This is a genomic window from Pseudomonas sp. NPDC096917 (genome assembly GCF_044762555.1).
In the GTDB taxonomy this organism is placed as follows: domain Bacteria; phylum Pseudomonadota; class Gammaproteobacteria; order Pseudomonadales; family Pseudomonadaceae; genus Aquipseudomonas.
In genome coordinates this window covers 167,899-185,214 of sequence record NZ_JBIWEO010000008.1, presented here as the reverse complement: position 1 = coordinate 185,214, position 17,316 = coordinate 167,899, and the positions used below count along the sequence as shown (strand labels likewise).

Sequence of the window (17,316 nt, the reverse complement as noted above, 5' to 3'; positions counted from 1 at the left end):
TTACAGGCATAGGACCGATGGCCTGGAGGCACAGACGGTGGGTAGGGCGCTGCAAGGAATGCACCAATCAGGGTGCCCTACCTATGTCTTGACCCATCCTTGATGCAGAAGGTTCGTTTTTTTAGGTGCAGAAAAAACACGCCGAAATGTCGACAGCTTGGAGTGTAGGAGGGATGTGTGACAGCACTAGATTAAATACGACCGAAAAGAGACTTACGGGTATAAGACGGCTGAACAGTGGCCTGTGAAGCTGTCGCGATGTGGCTGATCAACACGCACTTCTATACGCGACTTCAAGGCGCGTTATGGCTGTTAACGCACCATTGCAGTGCGTTAACAGTCGGCGCATCAGTTCCCTGGGTACTCGGCGATGACTTCGTCTCGGCCATCGTTACGCAAGCCAATCACCTGAAAGGCGTCCTTGCGATCACCCATTTCCATCCCCGCAGAGCCGATTGGCATACCGGGAACGGCCATTCCCTTCAGATCGTCACGTTTGCTTAAGGCGAGCACTTGTTCGGCAGGCACGTGGCCTTCTACAAATTTGCCGTTGATCACCCCGGTGTGACACGAGGCCAGTCGAGGGGCAACGCCGAGCTGGCGTTTGACGCTGCTCATGTCCGCTTCAACGTGGTCGTTCACCTTGATGCCATGGGCTTGCAAGTGCGAGATCCAGGCTTTGCAGCAGCCACAGTTGGCATCGCGGTGGACGTCCATGGTCAGTTGTTCTGCCGCGTTGGCGAGGGAGGAGAGTACGAGGGTCGAGAGCGCCAAAACGCGTAAAGGGCTTTTCATGAATGACCTCTTAAGGAAAATAACCAAGCCTGAACCACAAGGGCTGTCAGGCAACTGAGGTAAAGATGACAGTTTTGTCAGGTGGGGACACTTTTGACGTAAACAAGCTCAGGTAATATGAGCACTCACTTTTCTCACGCGAACGTTCCATGGCCCTTGCCACCCCGCCTGATCTGTCTGACTCCGCCGTGCCGGTGCAACCACTGGCGCGGACTTATCCGCGTGGTTTGTACATTGAGCCGCATCAGCACGAGTGGGGCCAGTTGTTGTATGCAGTGAGCGGGGTGATGTGGGTCGACACGCCGAATGAAGCCCTGGCCGTACCGCCGCAACGGGCGGTTTGGTTGCCACCGGGGGTACCCCACGGGATTCGTGTGGTGTCGGACCTGCAAATGCGCAACCTCTATTTGCCGCAGGCCACGGCCAGCACGCTGGACAGTACGGTGCAGGTGCTGGAAGTCGGACGTTTGTTGCGTGAGTTGATCATTACGCTGGTGGAGCAGACCGACGAGCAACCGGCTTACAGCGAGGCGTTGCTCAGTTTGACGTTGCTGGAGCTGCAGCGCGCCCGCCGCACCGTGATGAAGGTGCCAATGCCTGACACCCCGGACCGCCGCTTGCTGAATCTGTGCCAGTCAGTCATGGCCAACCCGACTCTGGACATAGCCTTTGAGCAACACGCCGAGAATGCGGGGGCCAGCGTGCGCACACTGGCGCGCCTGTTTCAGGGCGAGTTGGGGATGGGCTTTGCCCAGTGGCGGCGGCAGGTGCAACTGGCGACCTCGGCCGCCGAGTTGATCCAGGGCGTGTCAGTCAGCCAGATCGCCCGTTCAATGGGGTATTCGCCCAGTAGTTTCAGCGACATGTTCCGCCGCGAGTTGGGCGTGAGTCCCTCTTTATATGGGCAGGGTCAAGCCTCAGGCGCTGTACTCTGACCGATAAGCAGAAGGCTTTGGCAGATGCTCGTCGTTTATCGGCCATAGACTGAGGGCCTCTCTCTGTCCCATAAAGGGTTGAACATGAAGGCTCTGCAATTTTCCAAAACCGGCGATCTGGCGGCTCTGAAGGTGGTTGAACTGCCAACGCCGATCCCGGCTGTGGGCGAGGTGTTGGTGCAAGTGAAAGCGGCGGGCTTGAACCCCAGCGACGTGAAAAACGTACTGGGGCGTTTTCCTTACACCACTTTGCCGCGTATACCGGGCCGGGATTTTGCCGGGGTGGTGGTCGACGGGCCAGACGCATTGATCGGGCAAGAAGTCTGGGGCACCGGCAAGGACCTGGGTTTTTACCGTGATGGTTCCCACGCGGGCTATTTGACCTTGCCAGCGCAAGGCGTGGCGCAAAAGCCCGAGGCGTTGAGCTTTGTGCAGGCGGCAAGCCTGGGCGTGCCGTACACCACGGCTTGGGACGCTTTGCAGCGCACGGGCGTCGCAGCCGGAACCCGCCTGCTGGTGATTGGAGGGAATGGCGCGGTCGGCTCGGCCGCTATTGCGTTGGCTAAAGTGCTGGGCGCCCGTGTACTGGCGGCTGTTCGTCGCCCGGAACAGGCCCGCGTGCTCCGCGAGCAAGAGATTGAGGTGATTGTTCTGCAACAGCCCGAAGCCTTGGCGGGCGAGGTCAACGCTGTGTTCTCGGGAGGGGCCGAAGTGATCTTTGACACCACCGGCCACTGGATGCCAGCCGCAGTGCCGGCATTGGCGGTGTTTGGTCGACTGGCCATTATTGCTGCGCCGCTGGACGGCCACGTGCAATTGCCTGCCCTGGCGTTGTACCGCAAGGGTGGCTCAGTGGTGGGTGTTAACAGCCTGCTTTACAGCTGCGAAGAGTGCGCGCGCATGCTCAACCAGTTTGGCCAGTACTTTGATCAGGGATTATTGCCATTGCCGCGCGATGGGCAGGAAACCCCGCTGGTCGAAGGGTTGCATAGTTATGCGCAGGTCAATGACGGCTCAAGCACCAAAGTGGTGTTGATTCCCTAATCGCCACAACCTGTCGCCGCCGCCTTCGGCGGCGACAGGTTTAGGGTAGCGTCTGGCCCAGTCGCAAGCTGGCGCGAATGCCCTGAACCTCAGCCTCGTTGGCTTTATAGCCATCTGCCGGGCCAGCGTAGGAAAGGGCGTAAGCGCTGCCGCCCTGAGTGGCGGCTACCAGCGTCTGGGTGATCACGTGGTTCCCGTTCTGGGTGATTTTGCAGGTGGTTTCCAAGGCCTTCAGACCGCCCAGTGTGCTGGGGTGAATTTTGTTGCAGGCACTCTGATACCCGCCTTGGGCAAAGTTCTTCTGTAAGGTCTTGCGCATTTGCAGCAACACCTGCTCCATGTTCACTTGATGTTCAGGCGCCACGGTCGACTGAGTCAGTTCCATGACCATCTGCGGATCGCCATTGGCGTCGTTTTTGACCGCCCGCTGGCGCTGAACGCTGCTGTCCTGCTCAGACGGCACCGCCTGAACTTGCCAGCCGCCCGGCCACGTAATCACTAAAGCTTCGGCGTGGGCCACGGACAGTGACAGGGCAAGCAACAGACCGCCGAAGGCGGTGTAACGGTGCGAAACGGTCATGGGGGATCAGGCCTTTAGCGCAATGTGCGAATAGGGGTTAGTGTATCAATAGGTGTCAAAGTCTTGCTTTACTGTGAGCAATCATTTTCACCATTCCTCACCTAAACCTTTGCTTCTTAAGTCTAATCCCGGACAATCGCGCCCCTCTTATGGCCGGGGCGTGGTCAGTAAGGTGTGTTTTGTCCGCCCCGGCCGCGTGGTAATGACCGGCTAGCGGAGATTTGACCGGATGAATGACCAGGCTAACAGCGTCGATGAACGCTTTGACGCGGCCCCTGCGACCCTCAGTCGCTGGGACCGACACGACACTACCTGGATGCTGGGCCTGTTCGGCACAGCCATTGGCGCAGGTACTTTGTTTTTGCCCATCAACGCAGGCATTGGCGGCTTTTGGCCGTTACTGATTCTGGCGCTGCTGGCGTTTCCGATGACCTTTTATGCCCATCGCGGCCTGACCCGCTTTGTGCTCTCCGGTCGCGACGGCTCCGACATCACTGATGTGGTTGAAGAGCACTTCGGCCTCACGGCCGGGGCATTGATCACGCTGCTGTATTTCTGCGCGATTTTCCCGATTCTGCTGATCTACAGTGTGGCACTGACCAACACGGTCGGCAGTTTCATGCTTAACCAGTTGCACATCACGCCGCCGCCACGGGTCATGCTGTCGCTGGTGTTGATTCTTGGCCTGCTGGCCGTGGTGCGTTGCGGCGAGCAAGTGATCGTCAAGGCGATGAGCATGATGGTCTATCCGTTTATCGTCGCGTTGCTGTTTTTGGCGGTGTTTCTGATCCCGCACTGGAATGGCGGCATTCTGACCACCGCCAACACTTTCCCCGAGCCCTCGGCGTTGCTGCACACGGTGTGGCTGGCGATTCCAGTGATGGTGTTCTCGTTTAACCACTCGCCGATCATCTCGGCCTTTGCCGTGGATCAGAAGCGCCGTTATGGCGTAAATGCCGATCAGCGCAGTTCGCAGATCCTGTCGCGCGCGCATTTGCTGATGGTGGTGATGGTGCTGTTCTTCGTCTTCAGTTGCGTGCTCACGCTGTCGCCTGCGCAACTGGCTGAAGCCAAGGCGCAGAACCTGTCGATCTTGTCCTATCTGGCCAACCACTTCAGTAACCCGACCATTGCCTTTGCCGCGCCGGTGATTGCGTTCGTGGCGATTGCCAAGTCATTCCTGGGGCACTACATCGGCGCCAGCGAAGGCCTTAAAGGTCTGGTGCTCAAAACCGGCAAACGCCCGGCCAGCAAAACCCTTGACCGCCTGACCGCTGCGTTCATGCTACTGGTGTGCTGGGCTGTGGCCACGCTCAACCCCAGCATTCTGCGCATGATCGAAAGCTTCGGCGGCCCGGTGATTGCGGCCATCCTGTTCCTGATGCCGATGTATGCGATTCGCCGCGTGCCTGCCATGCGTCAGTACTCGGGTCGGCTCTCCAACGTGTTTGTCACCGTTGTCGGCTTGGTGGCGATTTCGTCGCTGGTCTATTCGCTGATCCCTTGATGCACCGCCTGTCGCTGCCGTTCTGCGCAGCGACAGGTGGATGATTGCCCCTTGTAAGTCTCCAGGCTTGAGTCAGGTCAATACTGCGAACATGGTTGTGACCCGGCGGTGAGTGAATTGCGGGTCTCAGCGGTGTTTAAAGCGACGGTCGATTGATGATGGACAACAACTATCGCTACAGCTGCGCCGACTGAGTCTGCTGCGCAGGCAGGTTATGACGAACCGATGTTGAGCCTGGGGGGGGGTTGAGCGCTATTACCAAGAATTGCTATAGGCTCATGCGTGCCCCCGCGATCTTTGTTTTTTAAAAGATCGCGAGGCACGCACGCTACTGTCTACAGGGCGCGCAGATTATTTGCCTGACAACAACGCCTCAAGTTTCTCTTGGTCGCGGGCGAATTGACGAATGCCCTCGGCCAACTTCTCGGTCGCCATGGCGTCTTCGTTCGAAGCCCAGCGGAACTGCGCTTCGTTCAGTATCAAACGCGGCTCGCCTTTTTTGCCTGGGGTCAATTTACGCTCCAGCGTGCCTTCATCCAGTGCCAGTTTTTCCAGCAGGTCCGGGCTGATGGTCAGACGATCGCAGCCAGCCAGTTGCTCAATCTGGTTGAGGTTGCGGAAGCTGGCACCCATGACCACGGTGTTGTAGTCATTGGTCTTGTAGTAGTTGTAGATACGGGTCACGGACTGCACACCCGGATCATCAGAACCGGTGTAATCAATGCCCGTGGACTTCTTGTACCAGTCGTAAATCCGGCCCACGAATGGCGAGATCAAAAATACCCCGGCATCGGCACAGGCGGCGGCCTGGGCAAATGAGAACAGCAGGGTCAGGTTGGTTTGAATCCCGGCTTTTTCCAGTTTCTCGGCAGCGCGGATACCTTCCCAGGTCGATGCCAGCTTGATCAGCACGCGGTCGCGGCCTACGCCAGCCTTGTCATACAACTCAATCAACTGATTGGCTTTTTGCAGCAGGGCCGGTTCGTCAAACGATAAGCGGGCGTCGACTTCGGTCGATATACGGCCCGGGATGACCTTCAAGATACCGCTACCCACCGACACGGCGAACAGATCGCAGGCCAGGCCGACGTCACCCTTGGCGTGGGCGATGGCGTTTTTCAGCAGGTCGGCATAACCAGGCAGTGCGGCAGCCTTGAGCAGCAGGGATGGGTTGGTAGTGGCATCAACAGGTTTGAGACGGGTAATGGCGTCGAGGTCGCCGGTGTCTGCGACCACGGTGGTGAACTGCTTGAGTTGTTCCAGCTTGGAAGTCATGAGCGTCTCTGTCTTAAAGGCATTAATGGCTGTACTTATGGAGTGCGATGTTGAATGAAAGTTCGTTAAGCGTTAGCTGGCAGAATGCCGCTGATCACCTGTTGAGTGCAACTGATGGTGCAGATTAAATCTTCATGCCGCGCGCTCCTGCGCCCGCAGGCCAAGGTGAGCGGCGTTCGTTGCTGAACGGTGTGAGCAATGGATCACAGTAGCGTTTGAATAAATGACAGCCGGGCGGTGTTTTACACAGAATTAGCTATGCCTATATTCCCGTGAATCAACGGTTGCGCTGCTTAAAGGAGCTAAATCATGAAGCTTGGTCTAATGATGGGCACGCTGTGTATCGCCTCGATTGGGTTGGTCGGCTGTGCCAGCAAGGTTCAGCAACCGGATGAATACTCCGGATTCTTAAAAGATTACAGCCGGCTTAAAGAGGCCAAGTCGCCTTCCGGCGCCGAAGTCATGCGCTGGGTCGATCCCACACTAGACGTCAATAAATACACCCGTGTGTATGTCGAGCCAAGCCAGCTGTATCCGGCGCCAAAACCGACAGAGAAAATCCCGCAAAGCACTTTGACCGCCATCACCGACTATTACGATCAGGCACTTAAACGTGAGATGGGCAAGTCGTTGCCTCTGGCCAGCGGCCCAGGGCCAGGTGTGATCGTGGTACGTCCGGCGATTACCGCTGTGAGCAGCAAAACCGAAAGCCTGGCGCCCTATGAGTACATTCCCGTGGCACTGGTGGCAGCGGCCGTGAGCACGGCTGCGGGGATCCGTGATCAGGAAACCCAACTGGCCACCGAAGCGGTATTTATCGACGGGCAAAGCCAGGACGTGATTGCGCAGGTGGTGCGCAAAGGCACCGGCAAGCCGTTGAGCAACGACAGTCATGTCATGAAAGCCGATGATGTCAAGGCGGTGATTGATGGCTGGGCGTCGGACATGCACCAGTCGTATCTGAAGCTGAAGCAGTAGTCCCAGGAGCGAGCTTGCCTCGCGATCTTTTGATCTTCTAAAAAGAGCGCGTGGCAAGTTCGCTCCTGAAGGTTCTCAGGGGCAGTCTTTTATCGACGGGTGTCAGCAACGACACTCATCATGAATATATGACCTCACGCTCTGCCCTTTTTTGCGCTGCCGACAGGCCTTTCTATGCCTTTCTATAAGTAGGTCGGTGCTCAATATGTACAGGGAATAATCTTTTTGTAACGCGAACAATGACATTTTGTGTGCAGGGCGTAGGTCGCCTGGAGGATTCGTGTTTAACTTCTGCCTCTTCAAAAAAACTGTCAAAAAAGGACATCGTTCATGGCTCAAGTGACGCTTAAAGGCAACCCTGTTCAAGTCAACGGCGTGCTGCCAGCAGTAGGCTCCAAGGCGCCAGCGTTTTCGCTGGTTGCGGGTAATTTGTCCGATGCAACATTGGCCAGCTTTGCTGGTAAACGCAAAGTGCTGAACATCTTCCCAAGCGTTGATACCCCGACGTGTGCAACTTCCGTACGCAAGTTCAACGCTGAGGCCAATGGCCTGCCGAACACCGTCGTGCTGAACATTTCGGCTGACCTGCCATTTGCCCAAGCGCGTTTCTGCGGTGCAGAAGGTCTGGAAAACGTACAGAACCTGTCGACCCTGCGTGGCCGTGAATTCATCGAAAACTATGGCGTAGCCATCGCTGATGGCCCGTTGGCTGGCCTGACTGCTCGTGCTGTTGTCGTGCTGGACGAAAACGACAACGTATTGCACAGCGAACTGGTTAAAGAAATCGCTGAAGAGCCGAACTATGAAGCAGCGCTGGCTGTTTTGAAGTAAGCCCTGCTGCTGCACCCAAAACGGCCTGGCATTAAATGCCAGGCCGTTTTTTTTCGTTTGGAGAGGGGCTGAGTAGCAAAAGATTGCAGCCTTTGCCAGCTCCCCCACTCAATGTCACGCAGGATCTAGACACGTTGTGCGGCCACTTTTCGTGGGAGATGCCGCCGGCTGCGATTTTTAAGGTTAGCTTAGGGGCTGTTCCCGTTTCATGGCAGGGGCGACGAAAGCCCACAGGGTGCAGGGCAAAAAACAGGTCATAGACGCTCTATAACGTAAATACCCGGTAAAGAGCCTTTTCATAACCGTCTGCACTGCTTATCTTTCAGGCTCCTGAAAATAAGCGCTCGCGCCCAACTGGTTGATCATTCAATGCAATCCTCTGTTTCCCGCAAATCTCGTCGCTGGCTGGTTGGCCTGCTGGTTCTGCTGATCGTTGCTGGCGTGAGCTGGTGGCTGTGGCCGTCTGCGGCGAAAAAGGCCAAGACCGAACAACCTTCGGAGCACACCAGCCGCACAGGCGCGATGCGTCCTGGCTTTGGTGGCTCAACTCAGGCGGTGCCAGTTCGAGTGGGGGAGGTGACGCGGGGTGATTTTCCAATTTTCTATAAAGCCTTGGGCACAGTCACGGCCCTCAACACGATCAATGTACGCAGCCGCGTGGCAGGCGAGTTGGTCAAGGTTTATTTCAAAGAAGGACAAATGGTCAAGGCCGGTGAGCTGCTGGCTGAAATCGACCCGCGCAGTTATCAGAACGCCTTGCTCCAGGCCGAAGGCACACTGTTGCAGAATCAGGCCCAACTGAAAAATGCTCAAGTCGATGTGCAGCGGTATCGCGGTCTGTACGCCGAAGACAGTATCGCCAAGCAAACCCTGGACACCGCTGAAGCGTTGGTCAGCCAATATCAGGGCACGGTCAAAACCAATCAGGCGGCCGTCAATGACGCCAAGCTCAACCTTGAGTTCACGAAAATTCGTGCCCCGATCACGGGCCGTGTGGGCTTGCGTCAGCTGGACGTCGGTAATCTGGTCGCGGCTAATGACACCACAGCGCTGGTGGTGATCACTCAGACCGAGCCAATTGTGGTTAGCTTCACCCTGCCGGAAAACAACCTGGCCCTGGTGCTGGAACGTTATCGCAGCGGCGCCAAGTTGCCCGTGCAAGCCTGGGACCGTGGTGATCGCAAAGAGTTGGCCGTGGGGGTGTTGAGCAGCATTGATAACCAGATTGATGTCACCACCGGCACCCTGAAATTCAAGGCGCTGTTTGAGAACCGCGATCAGGCGCTGTTCCCAAACCAGTTCGTCAATGTGCACCTGCTGGCCGACACGCTGAAAAACGTGGTTCTGGCCCCGACCCCGGCGATTCAGTACGGCACTAATGGCTCGTTCGTCTATGCAATGGATGGCGATAAAAAGGTCAAGATCAGGATGATTAAAGTCGGTGCTACCGATGGCGATTTGACCGTGATTGAGCAAGGTCTTGAGGCCGGTGATCGCGTGGTACTCGAAGGCACGGACCGTTTGCGTGATGGCGGTGCGGTTGAAGTGGTGAATGACAGCAGCGAGGTGCCAATAACAGCGACTGAACAACTGGAAGGTGGTCCGGACGCGGATGCCGATCCCACTGTTGACAAGGCCAAGGGCAAGGCGCACGAATGAATCTGTCGCGGCTGTTTATCCTGCGCCCGGTCGCAACCACGCTGTGCATGCTGGCCATCGTGTTGTCCGGGATCATTGCCTATCGCATGCTGCCAGTGTCAGCCTTGCCTCAGGTTGATTACCCGACTATCCGCGTGATGACGCTGTACCCCGGCGCCAGCCCGGATGTCATGACCAGCGCGGTCACCGCGCCGCTTGAGCGCCAGTTCGGGCAAATGCCCGGCCTGACGCAAATGGCCTCGACCAGTTCGGGCGGCGCTTCAGTGCTGACCCTGCGCTTTAACCTCGATATTAATATGGACGTTGCTGAGCAGCAGGTTCAGGCCGCGATCAACGCTGCGTCTAACCTGTTGCCCAAGGATTTGCCAGCACCACCGGTGTACAACAAGGTCAACCCGGCCGACACCCCGGTGCTGACCCTGGCGATCACCTCTAAAACCATGTTGCTGCCCAAGCTCAATGACTTGGTCGACACGCGCATGGCGCAAAAAATTGCCCAGATCAGTGGCGTCGGCATGGTCAGCATCGCCGGTGGTCAACGCCAGGCGGTGCGGATCAAGGTCAACCCCGAGGCGCTGGCTGCCAATGGCTTGAACCTGGCAGATGTGCGCACCCTGATCGGCGCGTCCAACGTCAATCAGCCCAAAGGTAACTTTGACGGCCCGACCCGAGTGTCGATGCTCGATGCCAACGACCAGTTGAAAACTGCGCAGGAGTACGCCGAGCTGATCCTGGCCTACAACAACGGCGCGCCGCTGCGACTCAAGGATGTGGCAGAAATTGTCGACGGTGCCGAGAACGAACGCCTCGCCGCCTGGGCCAATGAAAATCAGGCGGTGCTGCTGAACATTCAGCGTCAACCCGGTGCCAACGTGATTGAAGTGGTGGACCGGATCAAGGCGCTGTTGCCGAGCATCACCGATAACCTGCCAGCGGGCGTCGATGTCACCGTGCTGACTGACCGCACGCAAACCATCCGGGCTTCGGTTCGTGATGTGCAGCATGAATTGCTGATCTCCATCGCTTTGGTGGTGATGGTGACGTTCCTGTTTCTACGCCGTGCCAGCGCCACGATTATTCCTTCGATTGCTGTGCCGTTGTCGCTGATCGGTACCTTCGGGGTGATGTACCTGGCCGGCTTTTCGATCAACAACCTGACGCTGATGGCCCTGACCATCGCCACCGGTTTTGTGGTCGATGACGCCATCGTCATGCTGGAAAACATTTCGCGCTATATAGAAGAGGGCGACAGCCCGATGCAGGCTGCGCTCAAGGGCGCCAAGCAAATCGGTTTTACGCTGATCTCGCTGACCCTGTCGCTGATCGCGGTGTTGATTCCGCTGCTGTTTATGGCTGACGTGGTGGGGCGACTGTTCCGTGAGTTTGCCATCACCCTGGCGGTGGCCATTCTGATCTCGCTGGTCGTATCGCTGACGCTGACGCCGATGATGTGTGCCCGTTTACTCAAAGCTGAGCCCAAGCCACACGAGCAGGGCCGTTTCTACCGGGCCAGCGGTGCTTTTATTGACTGGATGATTGCCGAATACGGACGCATGTTGCAGTGGGTGCTCAAACATCAGCCGCTGACGTTGCTGGTGGCGATTGGCACGTTGGCACTCACCGTATTTCTGTACATGGTGGTGCCTAAGGGCTTCTTCCCGGTGCAGGACACGGGTGTCATTCAGGGGATTTCCGAGGCGCCGCAGTCCATCTCGTTCAGCGCCATGAGCCAGCGTCAGCAAGAACTGGGCAAAATCATCCTGCAAGACCCGGATGTTGAAAGCCTGTCTTCCTACATTGGGGTCGACGGTGATAATGCCACCCTCAACAGCGGGCGTATGCTGATTAACCTCAAGCCTCACGGCGAGCGCCACGGCAGTGCTTCTGAGGTGATTGCGCGCTTGCAGCCGCAACTGGACAAGCTGGTCGGAATCCGGCTGTTTATGCAGCCCGTGCAAGACTTGACCATTGAAGACCGCGTCAGCCGCACCCAATACCAGTTCAGTTTGTCGTCACCGGATGCCCAACTGCTCAGTACCTGGAGCGATAAACTGGTGACCGCGTTGCGCAACCAGCCGCAACTGAGCGATGTGGCCAGTGACCTGCAAGACAAAGGGTTGCAGGTTTACCTGGTCATCGACCGCGACGCTGCATCGCGCCTTGGAGTATCGGTGGCGAACATCACCGATGCCTTGTACGACGCCTTCGGCCAGCGGCAGATTTCGACCATCTACACCCAGGCCAGTCAGTACCGTGTGGTGTTACAGGCCAAAGATGGCGAGAAAATCGGTCCGCAGGCGCTGGATCAGATTCACGTCAAAACCTCCGATGGCGGCCAGGTTCGCCTGTCCAGCCTGGCCAAGGTTGAAGAGCGTCAATCGCAGTTGTCCATTTCTCACATTGGGCAGTTTCCATCGGTGATGGTCTCCTTCAACCTGGCGCCGGGTGTGGCACTGGGGCAAGCAGTCGAGTTGATCGATCAGGTGCAAAAAGATATTGGCATGCCGGTTGGTGTGCAAACCGAGTTCCAGGGTGCCGCCCAGGCGTTCCAGGCTTCATTGTCGAGCACCTTGCTGCTGATTCTGGCGGCCGTAGTGACCATGTACATCGTGCTGGGCGTGCTCTACGAGAGCTACATCCACCCGATCACCATCCTTTCGACCTTACCCTCGGCCGCGGTCGGCGCGTTGCTGGCGCTGATTCTGAGCGGCAATGACCTGGGGATGATCGCGATCATCGGCATCATCTTGCTGATCGGTATCGTGAAGAAAAACGCGATCATGATGATCGACTTCGCCCTCGACGCTGAACGCAACCAGGGCATGGCCCCGCAAGACGCGATTTATCAGGCGGCCCTGCTGCGTTTTCGCCCGATTCTGATGACCACACTGGCGGCGCTGTTTGGTGCTGTGCCGCTGATGCTGGCGACAGGTTCCGGGGCTGAGCTGCGCCAACCACTGGGTCTGGTGATGGTTGGCGGCTTGTTGGTGAGTCAGGTATTGACCTTGTTTACGACCCCGGTGATCTACCTGTATTTCGACCGACTGGGCCGCCGCTGGCGGGGTGACAAGGCTCCGGCTGAGCAGGCTTCGGCATGAACCTGTCCGGCCCGTTCATTAAACGCCCGGTGGCGACCATGCTCCTGAGTCTGGCAATTATGTTGCTGGGCGGGGTGAGCTTTGGTTTGCTGCCGGTGTCGCCGCTGCCGCAAATGGACTTTCCGGTCATCGTGGTGTCGGCCAGTTTGCCGGGTGCCAGTCCCGAGGTCATGGCGTCTACCGTGGCCACGCCGCTGGAGCGATCTTTCGGTGCGATTGCCGGGGTCAACACCATGAGCAGCCGCTCAAGCCAGGGCTCGACGCGGGTGATTCTGCAATTCGATCAGGACCGCGACATCAACGGCGCGGCCCGCGAGGTGCAGGCCGCGATCAACGCGTCGCGCAATTTGCTGCCCAGTGGCATGCGCAGTATGCCGACCTATAAAAAGGTCAACCCGTCGCAAGCGCCGATCATGGTGCTGTCACTGACTTCCGATGTTCTGTCCAAGGGCGAGCTTTATGACCTGGCCTCGACCATCCTCTCGCAAAGCCTGTCGCAGGTGCCGGGGGTGGGCGAAGTGCAAATTGGTGGCAGTTCGTTGCCCGCCGTGCGTATCGAACTGGAGCCGCAACTGCTCAACCAGTACGGCGTGGCGCTGGACGATGTACGCAACACCATTGCCAACGCCAACGTGCGTCGACCCAAGGGCGCGGTGTCGGACGGTGATCGCAATTGGCAGATCCAAGCCAACGACCAACTGGAAAAGGCCAAGGACTACGAGTCGCTGATCATCCGTTATCAGGATGGAGCGGCCCTGCGTCTTAGCCACGTGGCCAAGGTCAACGACAGCGTTGAAGACCGTTACAACAGCGGTTTCTTCAACAACGACGCGGCCGTCCTGCTGGTGGTCAACCGCCAGGCCGGGGCCAACATTATCCAGACCGTGAACGCGATCAAGGCCCAGTTGCCTGCGTTGCAAGCGGTGCTGCCAGCCAGCGTCAAACTGAACCTGGCCATGGATCGCTCGCCGGTGATCAAGGCCACCTTGCACGAAGCCGAGATGACGTTGCTGATTGCTGTGGCGCTGGTGATTTTGGTGGTGTTCCTGTTTCTTGGTAATTTGCGCGCCTCGCTGATCCCGACCCTGGCGGTGCCGGTGTCGCTGGTGGGCACCTTTGCCATCATGTACCTGTATGGTTTCTCGCTCAATAACCTGTCGCTGATGGCGCTGATTCTGGCCACCGGGTTGGTGGTGGATGACGCCATCGTGGTGCTTGAAAACATCTCGCGCCATATCGATGCAGGGATTGCGCCGATGAAAGCGGCGTACCTGGGGGCCAAGGAAGTCGGTTTTACCTTGCTCTCCATGAACGTCTCGCTGGTGGCGGTATTTTTGTCGATCCTGTTTATGGGCGGGATTATCGAAAGCCTGTTCCGCGAATTCTCGATCACCCTGGCAGCCTCGATTGTGGTGTCGCTGGTGGTCTCGCTGACCCTGACTCCTATGCTTTGCGCGCGCTGGCTCAAACCGCATGTGCCGGGCACTGAAAACGCCATGCAACGCTGGAGCATACGGCTTAACGACCGCATGGTGCACGGCTATGCGCGCAGCCTGGACTGGGTTTTGCGCCACAAGCGCCTGACCCTGCTCAGCCTGCTGGTGACCATCGGCGTTAACGTGGCGTTGTACGTGGTCGTGCCGAAAACCTTTATGCCGCAACAAGACACTGGGCAACTGATTGGCTTCGTGCGCGGCGATGATGGCCTGTCGTTCAGCGTGATGCAGCCCAAGATGGACACCTTCCGCAAGGCGATACTCGCCGACCCGGCGGTGGATAGCGTGGCTGGTTTTATCGGCGGCAATGGCGGTACCAACAACGCGGTGATGATCGTGCGCCTCAAGCCGATCTCCGAGCGCAAGATTTCTGCGCAAAAAGTCATCGAGCGCCTGCGTGACAGCATGCCCAAAGTGCCAGGCGGGCGCTTGATGCTGATGGCGGATCAGGACCTGCAATTTGGCGGTGGCCGTGAGCAAACCAGCTCGCAGTATTCCTACATCCTGCAAAGTGGTGACCTTGGCGAACTGCGCACCTGGTACCCGAAAGTCGTGGCGGCCTTTAAAGCGCTGCCCGAACTGACGGCGATCGACGCCCGTGAAGGCCGTGGCGCGCAGCAAGTGACACTGGTGGTTGACCGTGACCAGGCCAAACGCCTGGGGGTCGACATGGACATGGTCACTGCCGTGCTCAACAACGCTTACAGCCAGCGGCAGATCTCGACCATCTACGACAGCCTGAACCAGTATCAGGTGGTCATGGAGGTTAACCCCAAATACGCCCAGGACCCCGAGACCCTCAATCAGGTGTACGTCATTGGTGCGCAGGGGCAACGGATTCCGTTATCCGCAATCGCTCATTACGAAAACAGCTTGCAGGACGACCGCGTCGAGCATGAAGGCCAGTTCGCTTCCCAGAGCATTTCGTTTGACCTGGCGCCTGGCGTGTCGCTGGAGCAGGGCACCGCTGCCATCGAGCGGGCCATTGCCAAACTCGGTCTGCCCGAAGACGTCATCGCCAAAATGGCCGGTACCGGCGACGCGTTTGCCGCCACTCAGAAAAGCCAGCCGTTCATGATCCTGGGGGCGTTGGTAGCGGTGTATCTGGTGCTCGGCATTCTCTACGAGAGCTACATCCACCCGCTGACGATCCTGTCGACCCTGCCATCGGCGGGGGTCGGCGCGCTGTTGAGCATCTACCTCACGGGGGGCGAGTTCAGCCTGATCTCTCTGCTGGGGCTGTTCTTGCTGATCGGCGTGGTGAAGAAAAACGCGATCTTGATGATCGACCTTGCGCTGCAATTGGAGCGGCATTCAGGAATGAGCCCGCAGGATTCGATTCGCAGTGCGTGCTTGCAACGTCTGCGGCCGATTCTGATGACCACCCTGGCGGCCATTCTGGGCGCCTTGCCGTTGATGCTGAGCCATGCCGAAGGGGCCGAAATGCGTCAGCCGCTGGGCCTGACCATCATTGGCGGGCTGATTTTCAGCCAGATCCTGACCCTTTACACCACCCCGGTGGTCTACCTCTATCTCGACCGTGCGCGCCATCGCTTCAACAAATGGCGTGGCGTGCGTACTGATGCTGCTCTGGAAACTCCGCTATGACCTCTCGTTTGCTTAACCTTGCCCCGGCACTGTCGTCCCAACGTTGGGCCCTTGCCCGTGGCTCGCGCCTGCTGGGCCTGGTACTGAGCGCGGTGTTGCTCAGCGCCTGTGCGGTGGGGCCGGACTACCAGCGCCCTGAGCTGACAGCGGCGCAGCAATTCAAAGAAGCGCAGGGCTGGACCCAGGCCAACCCCAGTGATGCGCTGGCGCGGGGGGCCTGGTGGGAGTTATACGGCGACCCGCAACTGAACGCGCTGGTGGCCCAACTCAACAGCAACAACCAGAGCGTTGCGCAATCAGAAGCCCAGTTTCGTCAGGCGCAGGCATTGGTGCGTAATGCACGGGCGGCGTTTTTGCCGAGCGCCGACCTGAGCGTTGGCAAAACCCGCTCCAGCCAGGGCACAGGCAGCTCAAACTCCAGCCTGACCAGTTCCAGCAGCGGCATCCGCGATACCTTGAACGCGCAGGTCGGCGTGAGTTGGGAGGCCGATGTCTGGGGCAAATTGCGTCGTGGCCTTGAAGCCAATGAAGCCAGCGCGCAAGCCAGCTTTGCCGACCTGGCCGCGATGCGCCTGAGCCAGCAATCGGAGCTGGTGCAAAACTACCTGCAACTGCGGGTGATCGACGAACAAAAACGCTTGCTGGAAGCGACTGTCGAGGCGTACCAGCGTTCGTTGAAAATGAGCGAAAACCAATACCGTGCAGGCATCTCGGGCAAAGACGCCGTGGCGCAAGCGCAAACCCAGTTGCGTAATACCCAGGCCAGCCTGATCGACCTGATCTGGCAGCGCGCTCAATTCGAAAACGCCATTGCCGTGCTGACGGGGCAGGCGCCTGCGAGCTTTAAACTGGCGCAAATCAAAGACATTCCCAAACTGCCGGCGATCCCGGTCAGCGTGCCGTCACAGCTGTTGGAACGCCGCCCGGATATCGCCTCGGCCGAGCGCTCGGTCATGGCAGCCAACGCCAACATCGGCGTGGCCAAAGCCGCGTACTACCCGGACTTTAGCCTGAGCCTGTCGGGCGGATACAGCAGCAGCCAGTACCAGGACTGGATCAGCGCGCCGAACCGATTCTGGTCGGTGGGGCCGAAAATCTCCTTGCCCTTGTTTGATGGGGGCCAGCGTTCGGCCGAGGTCGATCGAAACGAAGCGGTGTATGACCAGAGCGTTGCCAAATATCGCCAGACCGTACTGGATGGATTCCGCGAAGTGGAAAACTACATGGTGCAGTTGAAAGTGCTCGGGGACGAAACCGTGGTGCAGGAACAGGCACTGGAGTCGGCACGTGAGTCATTGCGCTTGACCAACAACCAGTACAAGGCTGGATTGATCGCCTACCTGGACGTTGTCACCGTGCAAACCACCGCATTGAGTACCGAGCGTAGCGTATTGAACCTGCTGCAAAGTCGGTTGATCGCCAGCGTGCAGCTTATTGCCGCGTTGGGCGGGGGATGGGATGGGAATACCGATTTGAGTGAGCGTTGATTTTTTGGGGGGGGCGGGTAGGC

At 58.1% G+C, this 17,316-nt stretch carries 12 protein-coding genes; 9 read left to right on the top strand and 3 right to left on the bottom strand.

Annotated elements, in window-relative coordinates:
• Nucleotides 1-348: 348 nt before the first annotated feature.
• Entirely contained in the window at nt 349-795 is a 447-nt protein-coding gene (locus ACIQYF_RS11685; protein WP_402861189.1) for a DUF411 domain-containing protein, read from the bottom strand.
• 149 nt (nt 796-944) lie between these two features.
• Between ACIQYF_RS11685 and ACIQYF_RS11680 the strand changes: the two genes are divergently transcribed.
• Together ACIQYF_RS11680 and ACIQYF_RS11675 are read left to right on the top strand one after the other, a co-directional pair.
• On the top strand, nt 945-1,730 hold the full coding sequence (locus ACIQYF_RS11680) for an AraC family transcriptional regulator (RefSeq protein ID WP_402861186.1): 786 nt from the start codon (nt 945-947) through the stop codon (nt 1,728-1,730).
• 84 nt (nt 1,731-1,814) lie between these two features.
• On the top strand, nt 1,815-2,774 hold the full coding sequence (locus tag ACIQYF_RS11675) for a zinc-binding alcohol dehydrogenase family protein (RefSeq protein WP_402861183.1): 960 nt from the start codon (nt 1,815-1,817) through the stop codon (nt 2,772-2,774).
• 40 nt (nt 2,775-2,814) lie between these two features.
• Here ACIQYF_RS11675 and ACIQYF_RS11670 read toward each other — a convergent pair whose 3' ends face one another.
• The gene (locus tag ACIQYF_RS11670; protein ID WP_402861180.1) at nt 2,815-3,354 is read right to left on the bottom strand and encodes a DUF4946 domain-containing protein; all 540 of its coding nucleotides are present in this window, start codon (nt 3,352-3,354) and stop codon (nt 2,815-2,817) included.
• Between the two features lie 229 nt (nt 3,355-3,583).
• Between ACIQYF_RS11670 and ACIQYF_RS11665 the strand changes: the two genes are divergently transcribed.
• The gene (locus ACIQYF_RS11665; protein ID WP_402861177.1) at nt 3,584-4,861 is read left to right on the top strand and encodes a serine/threonine transporter; all 1,278 of its coding nucleotides are present in this window, start codon (nt 3,584-3,586) and stop codon (nt 4,859-4,861) included.
• A 351-nt stretch (nt 4,862-5,212) separates the two neighbouring features.
• Here ACIQYF_RS11665 and tal read toward each other — a convergent pair whose 3' ends face one another.
• Nucleotides 5,213-6,136: a transaldolase gene (gene tal / locus ACIQYF_RS11660; RefSeq protein WP_402861174.1), complete on the bottom strand. Its 924-nt coding sequence runs from the start codon at nt 6,134-6,136 to the stop codon at nt 5,213-5,215.
• Between the two features lie 309 nt (nt 6,137-6,445).
• Between tal and ACIQYF_RS11655 the strand changes: the two genes are divergently transcribed.
• The 6 genes from ACIQYF_RS11655 (at nt 6,446) to ACIQYF_RS11630 (ending at nt 17,293) form a co-directional block, all read left to right on the top strand.
• Entirely contained in the window at nt 6,446-7,114 is a 669-nt protein-coding gene (locus ACIQYF_RS11655; RefSeq protein ID WP_402861171.1) for a DUF3313 domain-containing protein, read from the top strand.
• A 330-nt stretch (nt 7,115-7,444) separates the two neighbouring features.
• The gene (tpx, locus tag ACIQYF_RS11650; RefSeq protein ID WP_402861168.1) at nt 7,445-7,945 is read left to right on the top strand and encodes a thiol peroxidase; all 501 of its coding nucleotides are present in this window, start codon (nt 7,445-7,447) and stop codon (nt 7,943-7,945) included.
• 369 nt (nt 7,946-8,314) lie between these two features.
• A complete protein-coding gene (locus ACIQYF_RS11645) occupies nt 8,315-9,604 on the top strand; it encodes an MdtA/MuxA family multidrug efflux RND transporter periplasmic adaptor subunit (RefSeq protein ID WP_402861165.1) in 1,290 nt (429 codons plus the stop codon).
• Nucleotides 9,601-12,702 carry an MdtB/MuxB family multidrug efflux RND transporter permease subunit gene (locus ACIQYF_RS11640; RefSeq protein WP_402861162.1) on the top strand — a complete coding sequence of 1,034 codons (3,102 nt, stop codon included), beginning with the start codon at nt 9,601-9,603 and terminating at the stop codon, nt 12,700-12,702. Before ACIQYF_RS11645 ends, ACIQYF_RS11640 begins: the two co-directional genes overlap by 4 nt.
• Nucleotides 12,699-15,806, top strand: a complete 3,108-nt coding sequence (locus ACIQYF_RS11635) for an efflux RND transporter permease subunit (protein WP_402861159.1) — start codon at nt 12,699-12,701, stop codon at nt 15,804-15,806. Before ACIQYF_RS11640 ends, ACIQYF_RS11635 begins: the two co-directional genes overlap by 4 nt.
• Nucleotides 15,803-17,293, top strand: a complete 1,491-nt coding sequence (locus ACIQYF_RS11630; RefSeq protein WP_402861156.1) for an efflux transporter outer membrane subunit — start codon at nt 15,803-15,805, stop codon at nt 17,291-17,293. Before ACIQYF_RS11635 ends, ACIQYF_RS11630 begins: the two co-directional genes overlap by 4 nt.
• Nucleotides 17,294-17,316 lie beyond the last annotated feature (23 nt).